The following is a 20,227-nucleotide window of genomic DNA, read 5'->3' as shown; positions in this document are numbered from 1 at the left end:
TCCTGAAAAGATTAAAAAACTCGCCTGCAAAATGGAGTTATTTTCCAAGTACCCGGTACCATTTAAAAAGGAAGTGAATTTTAAGATGAAACAGATTAAATTTCCTTTTGGAAGAAAGGAGTTAGAACTCAAAGTAGAAGCTGAAAGGCTGCAGGGAGTTTTAGTCTCCCTGGCCCATCAATTTGAAGCAGAAAAATCGGAAACGGAAATTGTAAAAGAGGCAGTGGCAAATCCAATTGGCAGTCAGAGATTGTCAGAGCTGGCCCGGGGAAAAAAAGAGATTGTAATAATCTCCAGTGATCATACAAGACCGGTGCCCAGCCAGATCACAATGCCGGTCCTGTTGGAAGAAATCAGGAAAACTGCTCCGGAAGCAGAAATTACAATTTTAGTGGCGACCGGTTTTCATCGGGCTTCAACTGATGAGGAACTGCGGAACAAGTATGGTGATCAGATAGTTGACAGTGTAAATATTGAAATGCATGACAGCCGGGACGAATCTCAGATGGTAAATTTAGGCCAGCTGCCCTCCGGGGGAGATATGATTTTAAATAAAACAGCAGTAGAAGCTGATTTATTAGTTGCTGAGGGTTTTATTGAGCCTCACTTTTTCGCCGGCTTTTCTGGTGGACGCAAAAGTGTGCTTCCCGGTGTGGCCAGTAAAACTACAGTTCTGGCCAACCACTGTGCAGAGTTTATCGACAGTGACAATGCCAGAACAGGTAATTTAGAAGGCAATCCAATGCATCAGGATATGCTGTATGCAGCTGAAGCAGCAGGACTGGCCTTCATTTTAAATGTAGTCATTGATGCGGAAAAGAAAGTGATCAATGCTTTTGCCGGCCACCGCGAAAAAGCTCATCTTAAGGGAACCGAATTTGTTGATTCTCTGGCCGGAGTTAATGCTAAACTTGCTGAGATTGTAATTACCAGCAATGGTGGTTATCCACTTGATCAAAATATTTATCAGTCAGTTAAGGGAATGACAGCAGCAGAAGCTACCTGTAAAGAAGGTGGAGTAATCATAATTGCTGCAGAATGTTCTGACGGTCATGGAGGAGAAGAATTTTATCGTACATTTAAAGAAACAGAAACTGTGCAGGAAATTATGGATCAGATTCTGGCCCGGGGACGCAAAGAAACAGTTCCCGATCAGTGGGAAACCCAGATTCTGGCTCGAATTATGATTAAGTTTAAAGTAATTATGATTACAGATCCCGAAAAGAGAAATATTGTAGAAGAGATGGGGATGGACTGGGCTGCAGATCTTAATCAAGCAGTTGAGAAAGCAGAAAGCTTGGTTGAAAGTAAAAAGCCTTCAATTACAGCAATCCCTGATGGGGTTTCAGTAATCGTGAGAAGTTAAATTTACTCATTGTTAAAAAAATATTCAGTAGGATTAAATATTTTCAACTTGGCCAGATGGTTTTATTTAACTATCTGGTTTTTTAATTGCTCTGATTTCTTTTTTTGTCACTGCTATAATAACTACTTATTATATTTATATAAAAATTAAAGGTTATAAAGGAATATTAAAATATTAGTACAATTATCTCTTAAGACTTAAAAGTTTTATGCCAAATATTTTAACTGATGATCACCTGAGGAGTCCAATATCAAATGTATAAATTTATACATGAAAATAATTAAGTAAAAATCACAGTTAATAAATAATAAATATAAAGAGGGAATGGTTTAATTGAGATTATATTATAAAAGATCTGCTCAAAAATGGGAAGATACATTAGTTATTGGTAATGGCAGTCTGGGAGCAATGATCTGGGGAGGAGCTAAAAAAGAGCATCTGGGCTTGAATGAAGAAAGCCTCTGGTCTGGTTATTATCGTGATAAAAACAACACTGGTGCTGCTCAGTATTTAGAAAAAGTAAGGCAGTTAATTTTAAATGAAGACTATCAGGCAGCAGAAAAATTGATAGAAAAAAATATGCTGGGAGAATATAATGAATCATATATGCCGCTTGGAGATCTGTTTATAAATTTTGAGCACAGCAGGAAAATAAAAAACTATGAGCGATCACTTGATATTGATAGTTCTACTGCCAGTGTTAGTTATCAGGTTGATGAAAATAATTACAGGCGGGAATATTTTGCCAGCTATCCTGCCGGGGCGATATTTATTAAGCTCAGCTGTGATCAGTCAGAACTAAACTTTTCTTTAAGTTTTGATTCACAAATGGTATACAATTGCAGATATAATAATACTGGTCTCAAAATAAATGGTAAATGCCCTGAACATGTTGACCCTTCTTATATAGACAGTGATGGCAATTCTATTATTCAGGGAGATAAAGGAATGGAATATCAGGCTGAGCTAAAAGTTATCTCCTGTAATGGTTCTTTAGAAGTGGGAGCTAATTCTATGGATATAAGCGGTGCATCTAAGGTTGTACTCGCTTTCTCAGCAGTTAAAGAAGCTCAATATGATCAGAATCTGGATTATGAGCAATTAAAGCAAATACATATTAAAGATTACAAAAGTATTTATGATAAGGTAGAATTATATCTTGGCGAAGATATAAAGCTGCCAACAGATTTGAGGCTAAAAAAATTGCGTGCTGGTAAAAAAGATAATGCTTTATACGCACTGTACTTTCAGTATGGAAGATACTTACTGATAAGTTCTTCCAGAGAAGGGAGTCTGCCGGCTAATTTGCAGGGGATCTGGAGCTGGGAACTTAGAGCACCATGGAGCTGTAACTGGACAACAAATATCAATGTAGAGATGAACTACTGGCCTGTGCAGAACTGTAATTTAGAGGAATGCCTTGAACCATATCTAAATTTCGTAGAGAAGATAGCTGAAGCTGGAAAGAAAACAGCCCAAATTCATTATAACTGCAGAGGTTTCACTCACCATCATAATGCAGATTACTGGTGTAATACAAATCCGGTTGGTATAGTTTATGGAGGAGAAAAAGCCCGGGAGCAGTCTGCAACCTGGTCAATGTGGCCTATGGGAGGTGCCTGGCTGGTAAGCGAGTTTTTTAAGCATTATGAATATAATCCTGACCGGGAATTCCTGAGAAAGAGAGTCTATCCTTTATTAAGAGAGGCGGCCTTATTTCTGCTGGACTGGACTTTTGAATATGATGGAGAATATATAACCTGTCCTTCAACTTCTCCAGAAAATAGATTTAAGACTAAAAAAGGGGGCAGCAGTGCAGTTGCAGTCTCAACTGCTATGGATCTGGCTCTGATTCGAGAAGTTTTTGGTAATTTTAAAAAAATATGTGTAATATTAGAAATTGAAGATGATATTTTAGCAGAAATAACAGAAAGATTGGATCGTTTATCAACTTTTAAAATCGGAAGTAAGGGTCAGCTGCTGGAATGGCATCAGGAGTTTGAAGAGTGTGAGCCTGGACATCGTCATATTTCTCATCTTTATGGACTTTTTCCTTCAGAAATATTTGCTGAAGATAATATACTGAAAGAAGCTTCCCGGATTTCTTTATTGGAACGCCTGGAAAATGGTGGGGGACATACAGGTTGGAGCTGTGCCTGGGTTATAAATGTTTTTGCTGTGCTGGGTGATAGTGAGAACGCATTTAAATATTTAAAGACCTTATTGACTCGTTCCAGCTATGATAATCTCTGGGATGCCCATCCTCCTTTTCAGATTGACGGTAATTTTGGCGGGATTGCAGGAATTGCAAATATGCTGGTTCAGGATAGAAATGATGAAGTTAAGATATTACCTGCCTTACCGGAAGAGTTTGAAAATGGACATGTCAAAGGTCTGAGAATTAAGAAGGGAAAAACTATTGATATTAGCTGGAGCAATGGTGAGCTGGATGATTATCAGATCTATTAAATTAATGTACCGGGTACCTGGAAAGTTATTCCTTTTCAAAAAAAGATTTATCTATTGGAATAATTTCCCAGGTACCCGGTACCCTCTTCCTTGTTAAAAAATTACTTTTCATCAACTTTAATTTCTGATATGATAAATTTGAAAGAAGTTAACATTCTATTAACATTCAGGAGGAGTTTAATTGTTAAGTAATTTTAAACTGGAGAAGCGTCTGCGATATTTATCTCTGATACTTTTCCTGGCCTTTATTATAAAATATAATTATTTAATGCTGCAGATATTTTATGCACCTTCTCTGACAGCAGTGATTATTCGCAACTTATTTTTTGCAATTTTTTATTTAAAATTCATTGAGCCTCTGCTTATTTCTAAAAAGATAAGACAGAGGTTGTTTTTCATGCTTTTTATATTTAGTTTTTTCTTTCTCGCAAATTACTGGTATAACCATTATTTTGGCAATTTTTTAAGCATTAGTGATATTTTCTCGGGAGAAGGTACAGGCTCATTTTCGATGTACCAGGTCTTATTTACCCATATTTTTAGATTTAGAGATATTATCATTATTCTAGATCTGGCCCTTTTAGGTCTGGGAGGATTTAATTCTCTTCCTGATTTAGAATTAACAGCAGAGTGGGGTTTCTGGGGAAAATCGATGGCAAAACTGCCGCTTAAAAAGACAGGAGTTTATGCTCTGATTGTTTTTTTGCTGCTGCTCCAGGTTGCAGCAGGCAGCTTTATTCTGGGAGAAAAAAGTCCGGCTGAACTTTATCAAACGGGAAGTTCTTATCTGGCTTCAGTTTACGGCATCTTACCTGTTTATGCAATTGAGGCTTACAGTTATTTAAGCCGGGAGGAAGAAAAACCGCGGCCTGAGCTTGAAAATATACCTTATTATGAAAAGCAGAAACAGCTGAGTGGGACCCAGACTCTGCCGGAAAATACAAATGTAATTTTAATTCAGGTTGAATCACTGGATGCTAAAATAGTGGATTACAGACAGCAGGGTAAAGAAATCACACCATTTTTAAATGATTTAAAAGATGAAAGTTTATATTTTGAAAATTTTTATGCCCAAAAAGTTAACGGCAGTTTTGATGCCGATTTATCAACTCTGACTTCACTTTATCCGGTTAATCGGAGTTATGTCTTTAGAGATATTGACTTAAGTGCTTTCCAATCACTGCCTAAATTATTAAAAGCAGAAAATTATCAAACCCTGGCTTTTCACAATAATGATCGCAACTTTTTTAATCGAGCTGAAGCCTATCCCGATCTGGGTTTTGATCACTTTTACAGCCAGCGTAATTTTGAAGAAGAAATTTATCCGATTCCTGAGCAGAGAGGTCTGGGAATTAATGATTATGATTTCTTTGCTTCAGCAGCTGAACAGCTCAAAAATGCGGCAGCAGAGGAGCAGCCATTTTTTGCTTATTTAATTTCCCTGACCAGCCATACCCCTTTTCAGTTTTACCCGAAAAATGCTGTAGGAGATTTTGCAGAAGTGGGCAACAATCTGGTTCAAAATTACTTTAAGTCTATTAACTTTACAGATCGAGCTTTAGAGAATTTTATTTCTAAGCTGGAAACTGCAGGTGTCATGGATAATACTCTTTTAGTAATCTATTCTGATCATGAGTCGGAAATTAAAACTTTAGAATACGAGTCCGGACGCGATTTCACCCTCTGGCGCAATGTTAAAGTTCCCTATCATATTCCTTTGTTTATTAAACACCCACAGCTTGGGAACTCTATTTTTGAGCGCGAGGGCACTACAACTGATATTGCCCCGACAGTGCTGGATTTATTAGGGTTTCAGGAGCTGCCGGAACAGTTTGTCGGTAAATCATTATTTTTAGAACAGGAAGATCCAATCTTATTTTTACATGAGACTCCCCATATTCTAAAAGATGGACAGTTATTTATCAAGGAACTTGATAATTTGATTAAGGTTGGTCATTTAAAAGACCAGGAAAGAGAAATTACTTTTTCGGAGCAGAAAATAGAGCAGTTATCTGAAATCATCAATTATATGCGCAGTATATTTATTATTAATCAGGGAGAAATATTCAGGGAGGTGGAATAATTAAATACTTTATAATTGTTTCGGCCATAATTTTAATACTTGCCTTTATTTATTTTGAATTTTATTATTTAATTCGACCTTCTAGACTGGGAAAAGAAATTATTGAAAAATATAATTTTGATTATCCTGTGCTGGTGGCTCACCGGGGGGCATCATATACAGCCCCTGAGTCAACTCTTCCTGCAATTAAAACTGCGCTCGAAAGCGGAATTGACTACATTGAGCTCGATGTACAGTGGACTAAAGATGAGGAGCTGGTTATTTTTCATGACACCAATCTCCTGCGTTTAACCAATGCTAAAACCGTGTTTCCGGAGCGAGAAAATTATGAACTGCAGAATTTCACTTTAGAGGAACTTAAGAGTTTAAATTATGGTGCCTGGTTTAATATCAGCCATCCTCAGCGGGCCAGAGATTCCTACAGTCAGCTGACAATACTTACTTTAGAAGAAGTACTGGACTTTGTAGATCCTGTGAATACGGGGGTTGGACTTGCACTCGAGCTAAAAAGTCCCTATTTATATGAAGGAATTGAAAAAGAAATTGCAGCTGCCCTGGAAGAAAATGAAATTTTTGAGGCAGAAGCTGAGCCTCCCCGGATTCTTTTTCTTTCCTTTTCCCCGGCGGCTTTACAGAGGCTTTCCGAATTAAGACCGGAGTCTCCCCGAATTTTGCTGACCAGAAGAAATTTTGTTTCGCCCAGGCGCTGGCAGGGCTGGCTTGATATAACCGAGGAAGTTGCCGATGGAATTGGACCTAAAGGTCATGTGAGTTTCCCCTGGTATATTGGGGCTGCTCACAAAAGAGGCTTATTTGTATTTCCCTATGTAATTAACCGCTCCTGGCAGCTTAAAATATTTTCCTGGTTTAGTGCAGATGGTTATGTGACCGATCGCCCGGAACTGCTGACCAATTTTTATAATAGAGTTCAGGAATTTGGAGAAAATGTAGGAGAACTCGGGGGAGAACTGCTGGAAGAAGATGAAGATTCTGACGGGGAAAATGAAGAATCTGCGGCAGATGATGAAAATCGAGAAAATAATTCTAACTAATTTCTATAATTAATGGAATTATGTAAAAAGGTTATGATATAATCTAAATAAGTAACTATTTCTAGTCTGAAAACATTTTCAGGGGAAGAATTTAAAAACTCAGTTTTAATTTTAAGCATCAGTTTTGATTTAATTCAGTTTTTATTCATTTAAGAATCAAATTAGCGGGAGGTTATTTATTATGGAAAATTTTACTTTTCAAAACACTACAAAAATTATTTTTGGTAAAGATACAGAAAAAGAAGTTGGGGAACATACAGCCGAACATGGATATAAGGTGCTGCTTCATTATGGTGGCGGCAGCATTAAAAAATATGGAACCTATGATAAAGTAGTTAAATCTCTGGAAAAGGCCGGTGTTGACTATGTTGAGCTGGGTGGAGTGGAAGCTAACCCCAAACTGTCACTGGTTAAAGAAGGGATTGAGCTGGCCAGGGAAGAAAAAGTAGATTTTATCTTGGCTGTTGGTGGAGGAAGTGTTATTGATTCTGCCAAGGCAATTGCTGTTGGTTATTTTTATGATGGTGATGTCTGGGATTTCTTTACCAGAGAAGCAGAAATTAATGAAGCTCTGCCGATTGGAGTTGTTTTAACTATTCCTGCTGCTGGAAGTGAATCCAGTGGAGCTGCGGTAGTAACAAAAATGGAGGGAATGTATAAAAGGGATATTGGATCTGATTTAATTAGACCTCAGTTTGCAATTATGAATCCCGAGCTTACCTTTACCCTGCCGGATTATCAGACAGCCTGTGGGGCAGCAGATATTATGGCTCACATTATGGAGAGATATTTTACCAATACCGAAAATGTAGAACTAACAGATAGATTATCCGAGTCAGCTTTAAAAACAATTATTAAGAATGTGCCCCAAGCACTGGAGAATAATGAAGATTATGCGGCCCGGGCTGAGATTATGTGGACAGGTACAATTGCCCACAATAATCTTTTAGGTACCGGCAGAGAAGAAGACTGGTCCTCCCACGGTATAGAACATGAGTTGAGTGGAATTTACGATGTTGCCCATGGCGCTGGTCTGGCAGTTGTTTTCCTGGCCTGGATGAACTATGTTTATCAGCATGATCTGGAGCGTTTTGCCCAGTTTGCGGTGCGGGTCTGGGATGTAGAACCTGATTTTAAAGATTTAGAATGGACTGCCCGTCAGGGAATTAAAAAGACAAAGGAATTCTTTAGCTCAATTGGCCTCCCGGTTACTTTAGAGGAACTTGAGATTCCTGCTGACCGTCTGGAAGAAATGGCTGAAAAGGCTACTGAAAATGGCCCGATTGGTAATTTTGTTAAATTAGGTAAAGAAGATGTCTTAAAGATTTATAAGAGTGCGTTAAAATAATGGTTGGAGGTGTTTAAATGCTGCAGAAATTTTCTGCCTTTATCTTTTTATTAATTGTCTGGTTTATTTTTGCAGGAAGAATCACGGTAGATGTTTTAATAATAGGCAGTGCAGCTTCACTTCTGGTAACCTTATTTTTTAGTGATATGCTTTTCAGGGAAGTTCACCGCAAACTTCCCTGGTATCACTATCTGCGGAAGCTGGCACTTTTATTATTATTTATTCCTGTATTTTTTTATGAAGCAATAACCGCTGCCCTCAAAGTATCTAAACATGTTTTTGAAAAAAATCCTTCCTTTAATCCTGGGATCGTAAAAGTAAAGACTGAACTGACCGATATTACGGGTTTGAGTCTGCTGGCCAATCTAATTACTTTAACTCCAGGAACATTAACTCTCGATTATGATCGAAGCGAAAGTGCCTACTATATTCACTGGATTGATGTAGAAACAGTGGAAGAGGCTGAGATGAAAAAGAAAATAATTGCTCGTTTTGAGCGCTGGGTAGGAGTGATTTTTAGATGATTATGGGCTTTGCTATTTTTTTCACTATACTTTCAATCATAGTCTCTTACAGAGTAGTTGTGGGACCGACTATTACAGACAGGCTGATCGGTGCTGATACAATTGGAATTTTTATGTCTCTGGTGATGCTGATGATTGCTTTAGAATATGATATTAGTTTACTGGTAGATATTGTGCTGGCTTATGCTGTTTTGTTATTTATTGATATGTTGATTTATGCTAAATACTTTGAACACGGGGAGCTGTATAGATAATGCCAATTAGATTAATAGCTGCCTATTTTTTAATGATAACTGGATCCGCTTTTGCAATAGTAACTGTACTGGGGCTGCTGAGATTTCCTGATGTCTATACCCGGATTCATGCTGGAGCTGTGGTGCTGACAATATCTGCAGTTTTAGTGACCATGGGTACTGCAATTTATGTCTGGGATTTCTTTTTAAGTGCCAAAATTATTTTGATTGGGATCTTTTTTCTTTTTTCCAATCCGATGGCAACTCACGCTATTGCCAGGGCTTCTTACAAAAGAGAGATTGCTCTACCAAAAGAATATGAGATTGATGCTTATTCTGATTATCTGGGGAGAGATGTTTAATGGCAGTGCTTGAGATAATTTTAGTTGTTTTTTTAGTTTTTTCAGCTTTGATGGCGGTGCGTTTTGATGAAGAACTGATTTCTATAATTTTTTTATCTATATTTTCTTTAATTTTAACAGCTCTATATCTGCTCCATAAAGCTGCAGATGTAGCTTTAGCAGAAGCAGTTATTGGGGCTGGACTAAATACAGCAATCTTTATGAGTGCAATCAGTCAGATTAGACATGGAGATTCCGACTGAAACTCAGCCGGAGGTGGAAAGCTTGAATAAATTAATGAAAAAAACTTTAATCTCAGTGGTGCTGGCAGGAGTTGCTTTTGCCCTTTATCAAAATTTTTCTTTGATGCCTGGATATGAAGGCTTAAATGTAGGCCTTTCTAATTATATAATTGAATCCGGACTTAAGGATACAGGTTCTCTTAACCTAATTACTGCGGTTCTTTATGATTATCGTGCTTTTGATTCACTGGGAGAGAGTACGGTTATTTTTGGAGCGGTCAGTGGGATTGTCCTTATTTTATCCCGGAAAATGCTGCCTGTTTCTTCAAAAGGGCTGTCTTTTATTGTCAAAAGAACCTTAGGGATTATGACTCCATTTATTGCCCTGTTTGGTCTTTATGTTATTACCCACGGCCACTTAACACCTGGTGGAGGTTTTCAGGGAGGAGTAATTCTGGCTGCTATTTCAATTATTTTTAGTATTGTTTATGGTAGTGCCTTTGACTACCGACGCTACAGTCCCCAGACTAAGACTGCTCTGGAGACAGGTGGAGCTCTGACTTTTTTAGGTCTGGGTCTGGCAGGAATATTTATGGAAGGTGCCTTTTTGCATAATTTAGGTTTTTTAACTGCAGAAACAGGGACTCTGATTTCTGCCGGCAGTATTCCCTATATTAATATCGGGGTAGGTTTTAAAGTTGGTGCAGGACTGGCTATTATTTTCTACAGTATGATTCAAAAAACTTTTGAGGAGGATTTTTAATGTTTACTAATTTAGTTTTTATTATCCTCTTTATGATTGGTTTTTACGCTCTGGTTATGAAAACAAACTTAATTAAAAATGTAATCGGTTTAAATCTAATGGAAGCAGCTGTTTTTTTCTGGGTTATTTCTTTTTCTGATATTGGGGGAGAAGTAGCGATTCATAAAATGGGAGAAGAAATGACAAAGTTTAATGATCCAGTCCCCCAGGCCCTGACTTTAACCGGAATTGTAATTGGAGCCAGTACAGCTGCTTTACTTTTAACCCTAATTATAGAATTAAATAAATTTAGTGGTACTATTGATCGAGAGAAAATAGAGGGGCTGAATGACTGATGAGCTGGATGAATATTGAACTTATTTTATTGATTGTGCTGCCGGCTGGCTTAGCAGTGATTATGTATTTTAGTTCTGCTTTTAATCAGCGAGCTCGAAATTCTCTGGCAGTTGTCGGAGCAGGTGTCGAGCTTTATTTAGTCTTTTCACTATTTATATTTAATTTTGAAGCAGTTAAAAACTCTGATTTTTTTCTGCAGTCCACGATGGGTTATAGTGATAGTCCGTTTGTAATTAATTTTGCAATGGATAATCTAAGCCTTTTATTTTCTTTAATTGTGACAGCGGTTGTATTTTTAATAGTCATTTTTTCAACCCAGTATATTAGAGATAAGGAAAATCGATATTTTGCTCTCTTTTTTCTGGTTTTAGCTTCGATTCAGGGCAGTATTTTAACTGCAGATCTTTTTACATTGTATTTATTTATTGAGGCTATCACGATTTTTACAACTCCTTTAATTTCTTTTAATAAAACAGAGAAGACGACCAGAGCTGCGATGCAGTATTTATTTTATGGAATTACCGGGGGCGTATTTTTCTTTATTTCAATTATCCTGATTTATTTTAACCTGGGAACTCTGAAAATGGCTGCAGTAGCTGAAAATTTCGGTCTGATTTCTACACCGATGCAGTTAACAATTATTATTTTCTTTCTGCTGGCCGTGCTGATTAAGCTGGGGATTTTCCCGATTCATTTCTGGCTGCCCCGGGCTCACAGTGCCTGTCCGGCACCGATCAGTGCTCTGCTTTCGGGAGTGCTGTTAAAGGTTTACCTTTACATATTTATGCGTTTATTCTGGACGATGATTGCCTTTGATTTTTTAGTGGAGCTGCATTTAAGTGCTTTTGTGCTGGATCTGGCCTTAGTTTCCAGCCTGATCGGCCATGTTTTTGCCCTGCAGGCAGACGAATTAAAGAAAATGCTTGCTTATTCAAGCATCGGTCATATAGGTATGATTTTAGCAGTATTAATGCTGAATACAGAAGCGGCCTTTTATGGAGGTCTGCTGCATATTATTGCCCACATGCTGATGAAGTCCGGGCTCTTTTTAAGCAGCGGCTATCTGCTCAGAACGACCCTTTCTCATCATATAGATGACCTGAAAGGAATTGGACATAAAAACAGGCTGGTCTTTATTTCTTTTATAATTATTTGTCTGGGAACAATTGGAATGCCGCCGCTGATTGGTTTTGTCAGTAAGTGGTTTGTACTGCTTGCTTTTTTAGAAGCCCGTCATTATTTTGGTGCATTTGTAGTTGGAGCCGGGAGTATAATTGCCCTTATTTATTATCTGCGTTATATTTCGCAGGCCTATGAGACCGTAAAAACAGAGAGCAAAACTCTGCGGGAAGAACTGATTTCTTTAAAAGCATTCTTTAAATCTACAAATATCATGAAAAATGTTATCTATCTTTTTACCCTGCTGATTATTTTCTTTGGCCTGAGTTATAAAATCTTTGAAATGCCAATTAATACAGCAATTTTTGAACTGTTAAATCCGCAGAAATATATTGAGCTTGTTCTGGGAGGTTGATTAATGGATATTAGAATTTTATTTTTGATTTTAGTTCCTCTGGGTACGGCCTTTTTGATTCCCTTTATTGATCTGATTAATGCTAAATTAAGGCGCTTTTTTGTATTGCTCGGAATTTTACTGGAATCATATTTAATTATAAGTATTATAATAAATAACTTTCAAAGCCTCAGAGAGGGAGATTTTTTTCTGCAGTATTATCTTGGAGGCTGGCATCCACCACTTGGGATTACTCTGGCAATGGATGGTCTGAGTCTTTTATTTGCTGTAATTACAGCTGTAAGCCTTTTTCTGATAGTTATTTATTCTATTGGTTATATTGGACACCACGAGGGTAAATATTATGTGCTTTATTTTTTAATAACAGCTGCCTCGATGGGGGTTGTTTTAACTGCAGATATGTTTAATATTTATGTTTTTATAGAGATGCTGACTATAACTTCAGGTGCGCTGATTGGTTTTAAAAGAAGCCAGGAAGCCAGTGCGGCAGCAATTAAATATTTAATTTATAATGTTCTGGCCGGGCTGCTTTTTTTCCTGGGTGTGCTTTTGATTTATTTCAATCTGGGAACTCTAAATATGGCAGATATCTCTCAAAATTTTGCTTCCCTGGAAAGCGGGATTCAACTTTTTATTTCAGCTATTTTTCTGACAGCAATTCTAATCAAAATGGGGATATTTCCTTTTCTGTTCTGGCTGCCCAAAAGTTATGATACTGCACCTTCACCGGTGACTGCGGTTTTATCAGGTGTGCTGTCAAAGGTTTATCTATATATTTTTATCAGGCTTTTCTGGACTGTAATTGGTTTTGAAACCCTGGTGGCTTTAAATTTAAATGTGCTGCTGCTTGATCTGGCTCTGCTTTCTTCCTTTTTTGGTCATGTTTTTGCCCTGCAGTCCAATAATATTAAGCGGCTGTTGGGTTATTCCAGCATCGGCCATATTGGAATGATTACAGCAGTAATTATGCTGAATACTGATGCCGGTTTTTATGGAGGCCTGCTCCATATTATCAGCCACATGTTTATGAAGGCCGGACTTTTTGTAGCCTGTGGTTATCTGCTTCAGTATACTCGTTCCCATGCCTATCGAGATTTTAAGGGAGTAGGCTTACGAAACAGATCAGTATTTATTGCTTTTATAGCCCTCCTTTTAAGTATGATTGGAATGCCGCCCCTGCTTGGTTTTGCCAGCAAATGGTATGTTTTAATGGCTTTTCTGGAGGCCCGCAGTTATTTTGGTGCCTTTATTGTTATTTTTGGCAGTCTGACAGCTGTTATCTATTATTTACGTTACATAGCCAAAGGGTTTGAAGAGGTTAAATTAACTGAGGATGACTTAAGAGAAGAAATTTACAGCAGACCTCTTTTGTCAGTTTTATACAGAGAAAAAATTGTCAGCTTTATTACCTATGCCTATACAGCAATTATTGTTGGCTTTGGACTTGGTTTTAGATTTTTTGATTTACCACTTAGAATGTCAATTGAGAGCATTATGAATGTAGAAAGATATATAGAATTAGTGTTGGGAGGTTAGAGTATGGCTGTTATCTGGCAGCAGTTTTTAGTAAGTTTTCAATTTGAAAGTTTTTTTCCTCTGCTGGCTGAGGTAGGAGTGATTTTAACTCTGATGACAGCTCTGGCAGCCTGGAATTATATCAGGGAAAATAAGTTCTGGTATTATGCCCTGACTTTAGTTTATTTATTAAGTACCCTGGTTGTAGTTTTAACAAATGACTGGTTTTTCTTCCTTTTTGCCTGGGAGATGGTAACTCTGGCCACTACCTTTATGCTGGCCTGGAGTGACTGGAAGCTGGTGCGCCAGTATTTTGTGATTCAGTTCAGCGGCAGCAGTATTCTGCTCTTTGGAGCCCTGGCGGCAAACGCTTTTGGTTATACAGAGATTGGAGTCATTGATTCGGTGCCGCTGCAGTTTTTGTTAATTATGGGGATCGGGATGAAAAGTGGTCTCTTTTTATTTCATTTCTGGCTGCCTCCAATTCACTCAGAGGCCCCGGCTCCGGTTAGTGCAATTTTATCCGGCTGGGTAGTTAAGCTGGGCTACATATTTTTGCTGAAAATTATTCCGATGGAAACTGGAAATACTTTTCTTTTTCTGCTGGGACTGGCAATGATTATTTATGCCGGCTGGCAGGCTCTGCGTTCTGCTGATTTAAAAATTATGCTGGCTTATTCTACAGTCAGTCAGCTGGGTTTTATTGCTCTGGCCATCGGTACCGGAGGTCAGTATGCTTTTTATGGAGCGGTGCTGCATATTATTGCCCATGGATTTGCCAAAACTACTCTCTTTATCAGCAGTGGTATCTGGCAGAGAGAATATGGGACCAGGATTATTTATGATTTTAAAGATGCTGTCAGCCGCCGTCCGATTACCTCAGCCGCTACCATTTTGAGTTTTGCTTCTCTGGCAGCTGTAGTTTTCACAGCCGGTTATAATAGTAAATATTTAATTAAATCTGCTCAGACTCCTGGTTTACTGACCACAGCAGTTTTCTTTCTGCTGGGGCTTTTAAGTTTTCTCTATGCAGGTAGAGTTCTTTACTGGCTTTTTATTAAGGATCAGGACTACAGCACTTTTTTTGCTGATTTAAAACAGGGGTTTAATCATTATCAAATTTATACTCACGATATTCTGGCTCTTCTGACAGGAATGCTGGGAATTATTGTAGTTGGATTCTGGCCGGAGATGCCCGGTGAAATTTTATCTACTCTGGTGGAAAAAGATTTTCATCTTTTAAGTGGTCTGCGGGATATCCTGATTTATCTCGGGATTTCAGCCTATTTATTTTATAATAACAGGGGCTTTAAAGTTGAAGCCCGGGGCAATCTTTCCCTGGAAAATTATCTGCAGCTGTTTTTAAACTTTTTATATGGTCTGAGCCGCAAAAGTGTTAAATTTGATACAGAGAAAATTTTTGAAACTTTTTTCTATAATGCAATCTTTAACGCTTCTAAAAAGCTGCATGACTTTGTTTATCAGGATTTTACAATGCAGTTGTTATGGATTCCAATTTTTATGATAGTTCTCTTACTCTGGCAGCAGATTTACAGTTATTTTTAAAGATCTTAATTTTACTTTAATAATAATTTTTCTGGCTTAAAAATAAATATTTACTGACTCCCTAAATTTAAACATAAAAGCAGTTAATTGCTATTTGTTAAATTTAGGGTTTTTTGTCGAAAAAAACAGGTGCTTTTCGGTTGATGTTTAATAATATTATTAGAATATCTAATTGGTATTTATTTTTAAATCGCTTTAAAAGTTTTGATAAAAGTTCAGGTTTTGAAAATCAGGTATATTTTGCTGATTGCTTAAAAATTAAAGCTGATTACTTAAAAATAAAAAAAGAAAGAGGGATAATTATGGACCCAGTATTAGAAGGATTATTAGAAGCTATAGATGATGAAATTGCCGCTCAAAAAAAATATCAATACTTAAAGGAACAGACTGATGATGAGCAGGCAAAAGCTCTTTTTGAACAGCTGATTAAAGATGAGATAGGACATGAGAAACTCCTGCGTTCTCGTTATGAAGCTTTAAAGGACCACTTAAAAGATAAGTAGTTGAAGACAATCAGGTTAACGATAATTAGATTATTTATTGGAGGCTATTATTTTGAGACAGACTAAAAATAGAGTAAAAAAAGTTGAAATAAAAAAATTAGGTAATCTTCCCAATTCTGAAATGAGGTTAAGTGAGCTTTTTATCACTCTTTCCAGTGCTTTAGATATGGGTAATTTTGAAATTCTGGATCATTCCCGCAGAGTTGCTTACATTGCTCTGGAAATTGGAGGTCTGCTGGAATTGGAGGCAGAGGAGCTAAATCAACTCGTGCTGGCAGCTCTGGTTCATGATGTAGGTATCGTGGATTATGAAAATAAGGCAAAAGCAAAAAGGGTTTTTCAGATAGATCTGGAACTTGCTGAATCCCACTGTAAGCTTGGCTCAAAGCTGATAGAAAAATTAACTTTTATGCCTGATCTGGCTGATATTATTCATTATCATCATCACAAATGGGAGGGAAAGAATTTTAATTTAATTAGAAAAACTCAGATTCCTCTGGCCAGCAGAATTATTCATCTGGCAGATAGAATTGAATCACTGATTGAGTCAGATACATTCATTTTAAATCAGGTGGAGGGGATCAGGCGGGAGATTAATGCTAAATCTGGGAGCTGGTTTGACCCAGAGCTGGTAAAAATATTTTCTGCCCTGGCCCAGAAAGAATCTTTCTGGCTTAATTTAAAGGTAAAGGAATATAATAATATTCTGGAAAGATGGGGTCAAAAGACTAAAACTAATATTAACTTAAGTGATCTGGAATCACTGGCCAGTATAGTTGCCCATTTAATTGATCGAGTCAGCCCCTTTACCTCCCGCCACAGTTCAGGGGTAGCAACAATTGCTGCCATGCTTACAAATGATCTTGGTTACAGTTTAGAGGAGCAGAGAGCAGTTAGAATTGCCGGCCTTTTTCATGATCTGGGAAAGTTAATTGTTCCCAATGAGATTATCGAAAAAAAGGGAGAGCTGACAGAACTAGAATACAGAGTTGTAAAACAGCATACTTTTTATACTCATACACTGCTGGATAAGATTGAGGGGCTGGGCAGTATACCGCAGTGGGCAGGTTTTCACCATGAACGACTGGATGGCACCGGCTATCCTTTTAGAATCCGGGGAAAAGATTTAAATATGGGCAGTAGAATTATGGCAGTAAGTGATGTTTTTCAGGCACTGACTGAGGACAGGCCTTATCGGTCGGCTTTTTCGATTACCAGAGCTTTAGAAATTATTGATCAAATGCAGCAGGATTTGAAACTGGATGCAGATGTTATTTCTGTCCTGAAAAATGCAGTCTAAATTAAAAACAATTTGATTTGAGGGAACTTAATAAAAAATGGGGGATAAAAATGGAAAATAAAATAACAGAAATTGACAGCAGTGAAGTTGTAATTAGTCCGCAGGGGGATATAGATTTTTCCAATTCTCAGCAGTTAAAAGCAGAACTGCTGCAGGTATTTGAGCAGGATTACAAAAAGGTTGTCTTAGATTTTTCTGAGGTTAAAAGCATTGACAGTTCCGGTTTAGGTAAACTGCTGCTTTTCCAGAAAAAGTTAAAAGAAAAAGAGGGAACTTTAATTATTAGAAATGTAAAAAGTGATTATATTAAAAACATGTTTGAGATGATTCATTTAAATAAGGTCATAAAAATTGAAGCTTAATTTATTCAATGGCGGCTAGAGATTGATTTTTTAAGCTTAAAATTATATACTTAAAACTATCAGAACTTAATTTTTAAAATATAATGATTCGAGAAGGATGGGCCCTATGAATTTATCATTAATGCTGCTGCTTTTATTTTTAATGACAGCTTTAATTATAGTACTGGCAGTTAAAATTATGATTGATAAAAAAGATTTTCGAAAATTGGAGTCTCAGGCAGAAATTAAGAACTTAAAGTTAAAAGAACAGCACGGTAAAATTAAAGAACTGGAAGATGATCTCAAATCAAAACTTAAAAAAGCCAGAAATATTCACCAGCGAATGCTGCCTGACAAATTAGCTGAGCCCGCTGATTATTTTATCAGTGATTACTATCAACCGGCTGAGTATATTGGTGGGGATTATTATAATGTTTTTAAAATAGATCATGGGGCTCTGGATTCTTTTTTTGACCAATATTTGCTTTATTTTTTCGATGTTTCCGGACATGGAATTGATAGTACTCTCCTATCAATCTTTGTTAATGACAGTATTGAAAACTATTTTAAACTGCGGCACAGTCCGGGAGAGAAAATATCAACCAGTAAATTGATGAATTACATTGATCAGCGTTATCAGAATGAAGGTTTCCCCGATGATTATCTGGTCTGTCTATTTATTGCTGTCCTTGACAAGAAAAAAAGCACTTTAAATTACAGCAGTGGTGGTTTTCAATATCCAATCTACAAACTGGACCAGGAGGAGCAGATAAAGGAAATAAATATTGGCGGGCTCCCTATTTCTGCAGCTCTGGGTGCTCTTCCAGACAGCCGGGAGGAACAGACTCTTAATTTTGAAAAAAATAATACCTTGATGCTTTCTACCGATGGTCTGCTGGAACAGAGCAATGGTCAGCAGCAGTATTTTCAGCAGCTGCAGGGAATTTTAAAAAAATATAAATTTTTGCCGGCACCATTTTTAAAAGATTTAATTCGCAGTGATTTTTATAAGTTTACTAATGATAGTCCAGGTAAAGATGATATTACATTTTTGTTAGTGGAAAGACCTGCAGGTGAGATTATTAACTGTATTTTTGATCAGGAAAATAATAATGCAGAAGCAGCTGAAATTAAGGAGTTTTTAGATCAGAATTTATGGTCTGAGCACCCTCTGCTGCAGACATTTAAAGACATTATAACTGATCTCTTAAAAAATCCGGAGTTTAAACTTAAAATTAAAGCTCTCAATAAGCAGCAGCTTTTAATGTTCAGTCTGGAAAATTTAAATGATAAAACCGGCTGGGATTCGATTTTAAATTATTATCCGGATTTAATTTCAATTGCAGAAAAAGACTTAAATCGGTCTCAAAATGGGGAAGCAGATATTTCATTTAATAAAAAGGAAATTTATTTCAGCCATACGGCTTCCAATAACAGAATGTATCTAATGTTAATCAAAGAAGATGATTTAAATTAGAATTTAGCTAATGCCGGAATTTATGCTATAGCTGGTGCAGTCTCTCAGCCTGGAATAATAAAAATAAAAAGTGGGGTGTTTAAATTGTTAAAAGAATCATTGAAATTGCTGGTAGAAAACAATAAAGCAGTTTTAAAATTTGAGGGAGAAGTTATTTTTGATAATTCAAATCAGTTAAAAGAAGAAGCAAAACAAATGCTTTCTAAAAACGAAGGAGTTAACAAGCTGGTTATTGATCTGGCCAATGTTTCCTACTTAGATAGTTCTGGAGTAGGATTAATTTTATCGCTGTTTAAATTTATGCGTAACAAAAAGGGGACTTTAGCTGTAGCAGCCGCAAATGAGAAAATCAAAAGAGTTTTTGAAGTTACTAAACTGCAAGAAATAATTCCAGTTTATGCCGGAGTCGAAGAGGCGATGGAGGAAGAACCGGTTTAACTTATTAATTAGCAGATTAATTACCAGGGCTGAGGTGTATTAAATGCAGAGTTCAAGAGTGGAAAAAAATTATGAGATAGCTTGTAAGGCGGAGGAAATTTCTCCGCTTTTAGAAAAGATATTTTTAGAGCTTGATAATTCGGCTGTTTCGGCTGCAGAAATCAAGTTTTGTCTCGAAATTGCAGCTCGCGAAATGCTGGCAAATGCAATTGAACACGGATATGCTCTGGCTGCTGAAAAGAATGGGCGCTTAAAAAATTTTAAAATTAAGCTTGAGCTGCAGATCTGCAGCGAAAAAATTGTATTTAAGGTAAAAGACCCGGGGCCAGGATTTGACTGGGAAAATTGTGATTTAGAAATCAAGCCCAGTTTTGCAGAAAAAGGTAGAGGTTTAAAAATGATAAATCAGGTTTCAGATCAAATGAAATTTAATTCTGCTGGCAATAAAATAACAGCAGTTTTTAAACTATAGGGGAAAAATTTCAAAAAATATAGAGAACTAACAAACGGGGGGAAGACATTGTTTAAAAAAATTAAGGGATCTATGTTCGCAAAGTTTGTGCTGTCTTTTTTGGTTATAATTGTTTTGTTTGCTGTTGGAAGTTATGTGCAGCATTATTATTCACAGCAGGTAATTGAGATGGAAGAAGAAATAGCAGAAATGAACGAATTTCAATTACAGTTAGCTAATTTAGAAATTGATCATCATCTCTGGATGATCAGTCTTTATGATATGTTTGTTGGAGGAGCAGCACCTGAGCTGGGTGATCACACAGAATGTAACCTGGGTTAGTGG

At 37.0% G+C, this 20,227-nt stretch carries 21 protein-coding genes; all 21 read left to right on the top strand.

Features of this window, described 5'->3' with window-relative positions; genetic code table 11:
* Nucleotides 1-85: 85 nt before the first annotated feature.
* Nucleotides 86-1,366, top strand: a complete 1,281-nt coding sequence (larA, locus tag C7958_RS08630) for a nickel-dependent lactate racemase (protein ID WP_111572315.1) — start codon at nucleotides 86-88, stop codon at nucleotides 1,364-1,366.
* Between the two features lie 333 nt (nucleotides 1,367-1,699).
* Nucleotides 1,700-3,835, top strand: a complete 2,136-nt coding sequence (locus C7958_RS08625; protein WP_111572275.1) for a glycoside hydrolase family 95 protein — start codon at nucleotides 1,700-1,702, stop codon at nucleotides 3,833-3,835.
* A gap of 181 nt (nucleotides 3,836-4,016) precedes the next feature.
* Nucleotides 4,017-5,918 carry an LTA synthase family protein gene (locus C7958_RS08620; protein WP_111572274.1) on the top strand — a complete coding sequence of 634 codons (1,902 nt, stop codon included), beginning with the start codon at nucleotides 4,017-4,019 and terminating at the stop codon, nucleotides 5,916-5,918.
* A 134-nt stretch (nucleotides 5,919-6,052) separates the two neighbouring features.
* Nucleotides 6,053-6,970, top strand: coding sequence for a glycerophosphodiester phosphodiesterase family protein (locus C7958_RS08615; RefSeq protein WP_243834316.1), 918 nt, complete (start codon nucleotides 6,053-6,055; stop codon nucleotides 6,968-6,970).
* Nucleotides 6,971-7,151: 181 nt separating this feature from the next.
* Nucleotides 7,152-8,318 (top strand): iron-containing alcohol dehydrogenase, encoded by a 1,167-nt coding sequence (locus tag C7958_RS08610; protein ID WP_111572272.1) that lies wholly within the window; start codon nucleotides 7,152-7,154, stop codon nucleotides 8,316-8,318.
* A 17-nt stretch (nucleotides 8,319-8,335) separates the two neighbouring features.
* A complete protein-coding gene (locus C7958_RS08605; RefSeq protein ID WP_111572271.1) occupies nucleotides 8,336-8,842 on the top strand; it encodes a Na+/H+ antiporter subunit E in 507 nt (168 codons plus the stop codon).
* The gene (locus tag C7958_RS08600; protein ID WP_111572270.1) at nucleotides 8,839-9,096 is read left to right on the top strand and encodes a monovalent cation/H+ antiporter complex subunit F; all 258 of its coding nucleotides are present in this window, start codon (nucleotides 8,839-8,841) and stop codon (nucleotides 9,094-9,096) included. Before C7958_RS08605 ends, C7958_RS08600 begins: the two co-directional genes overlap by 4 nt.
* The gene (mnhG, locus tag C7958_RS08595; protein WP_111572269.1) at nucleotides 9,096-9,437 is read left to right on the top strand and encodes a monovalent cation/H(+) antiporter subunit G; all 342 of its coding nucleotides are present in this window, start codon (nucleotides 9,096-9,098) and stop codon (nucleotides 9,435-9,437) included. Before C7958_RS08600 ends, mnhG begins: the two co-directional genes overlap by 1 nt.
* Nucleotides 9,437-9,679, top strand: coding sequence for a Na(+)/H(+) antiporter subunit B (locus C7958_RS08590; RefSeq protein ID WP_111572268.1), 243 nt, complete (start codon nucleotides 9,437-9,439; stop codon nucleotides 9,677-9,679). Before mnhG ends, C7958_RS08590 begins: the two co-directional genes overlap by 1 nt.
* Nucleotides 9,680-9,701: 22 nt before the next feature.
* Entirely contained in the window at nucleotides 9,702-10,421 is a 720-nt protein-coding gene (gene mbhE, locus C7958_RS08585) for a hydrogen gas-evolving membrane-bound hydrogenase subunit E (protein ID WP_111572267.1), read from the top strand.
* Complete coding sequence (locus C7958_RS08580; RefSeq protein WP_111572266.1) at nucleotides 10,421-10,756, top strand: sodium:proton antiporter; 336 nt, start codon at nucleotides 10,421-10,423, stop codon at nucleotides 10,754-10,756. Before mbhE ends, C7958_RS08580 begins: the two co-directional genes overlap by 1 nt.
* Nucleotides 10,756-12,291 carry a complex I subunit 5 family protein gene (locus tag C7958_RS08575; RefSeq protein ID WP_111572265.1) on the top strand — a complete coding sequence of 512 codons (1,536 nt, stop codon included), beginning with the start codon at nucleotides 10,756-10,758 and terminating at the stop codon, nucleotides 12,289-12,291. Before C7958_RS08580 ends, C7958_RS08575 begins: the two co-directional genes overlap by 1 nt.
* A 3-nt stretch (nucleotides 12,292-12,294) precedes the next feature.
* Nucleotides 12,295-13,827, top strand: a complete 1,533-nt coding sequence (locus C7958_RS08570) for a complex I subunit 5 family protein (protein ID WP_111572264.1) — start codon at nucleotides 12,295-12,297, stop codon at nucleotides 13,825-13,827.
* A gap of 3 nt (nucleotides 13,828-13,830) precedes the next feature.
* Nucleotides 13,831-15,372 (top strand): proton-conducting transporter transmembrane domain-containing protein, encoded by a 1,542-nt coding sequence (locus C7958_RS08565; RefSeq protein WP_111572263.1) that lies wholly within the window; start codon nucleotides 13,831-13,833, stop codon nucleotides 15,370-15,372.
* A 143-nt stretch (nucleotides 15,373-15,515) separates the two neighbouring features.
* Entirely contained in the window at nucleotides 15,516-15,875 is a 360-nt protein-coding gene (locus tag C7958_RS15935) for a ferritin family protein (protein ID WP_243834315.1), read from the top strand.
* A 52-nt stretch (nucleotides 15,876-15,927) separates the two neighbouring features.
* Complete coding sequence (locus tag C7958_RS08555) at nucleotides 15,928-17,175, top strand: HD-GYP domain-containing protein (protein ID WP_111572262.1); 1,248 nt, start codon at nucleotides 15,928-15,930, stop codon at nucleotides 17,173-17,175.
* Between the two features lie 50 nt (nucleotides 17,176-17,225).
* Nucleotides 17,226-17,537 (top strand): STAS domain-containing protein, encoded by a 312-nt coding sequence (locus tag C7958_RS08550; protein ID WP_111572261.1) that lies wholly within the window; start codon nucleotides 17,226-17,228, stop codon nucleotides 17,535-17,537.
* Nucleotides 17,538-17,643: 106 nt separating this feature from the next.
* A complete protein-coding gene (locus C7958_RS08545; RefSeq protein ID WP_166668505.1) occupies nucleotides 17,644-18,993 on the top strand; it encodes a PP2C family protein-serine/threonine phosphatase in 1,350 nt (449 codons plus the stop codon).
* An 84-nt stretch (nucleotides 18,994-19,077) separates the two neighbouring features.
* The gene (locus tag C7958_RS08540; protein ID WP_166668504.1) at nucleotides 19,078-19,431 is read left to right on the top strand and encodes an STAS domain-containing protein; all 354 of its coding nucleotides are present in this window, start codon (nucleotides 19,078-19,080) and stop codon (nucleotides 19,429-19,431) included.
* Nucleotides 19,432-19,474: 43 nt separating this feature from the next.
* A complete protein-coding gene (locus tag C7958_RS08535; RefSeq protein ID WP_111572258.1) occupies nucleotides 19,475-19,903 on the top strand; it encodes an ATP-binding protein in 429 nt (142 codons plus the stop codon).
* A 48-nt stretch (nucleotides 19,904-19,951) separates the two neighbouring features.
* Complete coding sequence (locus tag C7958_RS08530; protein WP_111572257.1) at nucleotides 19,952-20,224, top strand: CZB domain-containing protein; 273 nt, start codon at nucleotides 19,952-19,954, stop codon at nucleotides 20,222-20,224.
* Nucleotides 20,225-20,227 lie beyond the last annotated feature (3 nt).

The organism is Halanaerobium saccharolyticum, from assembly GCF_003259895.1.
GTDB classification, from domain to species: domain Bacteria; phylum Bacillota; class Halanaerobiia; order Halanaerobiales; family Halanaerobiaceae; genus Halanaerobium; species Halanaerobium saccharolyticum_A.
The sequence above is the reverse complement of the archived record's forward strand: the minus strand, read 5'-3'. Positions and strand labels throughout refer to the sequence as shown.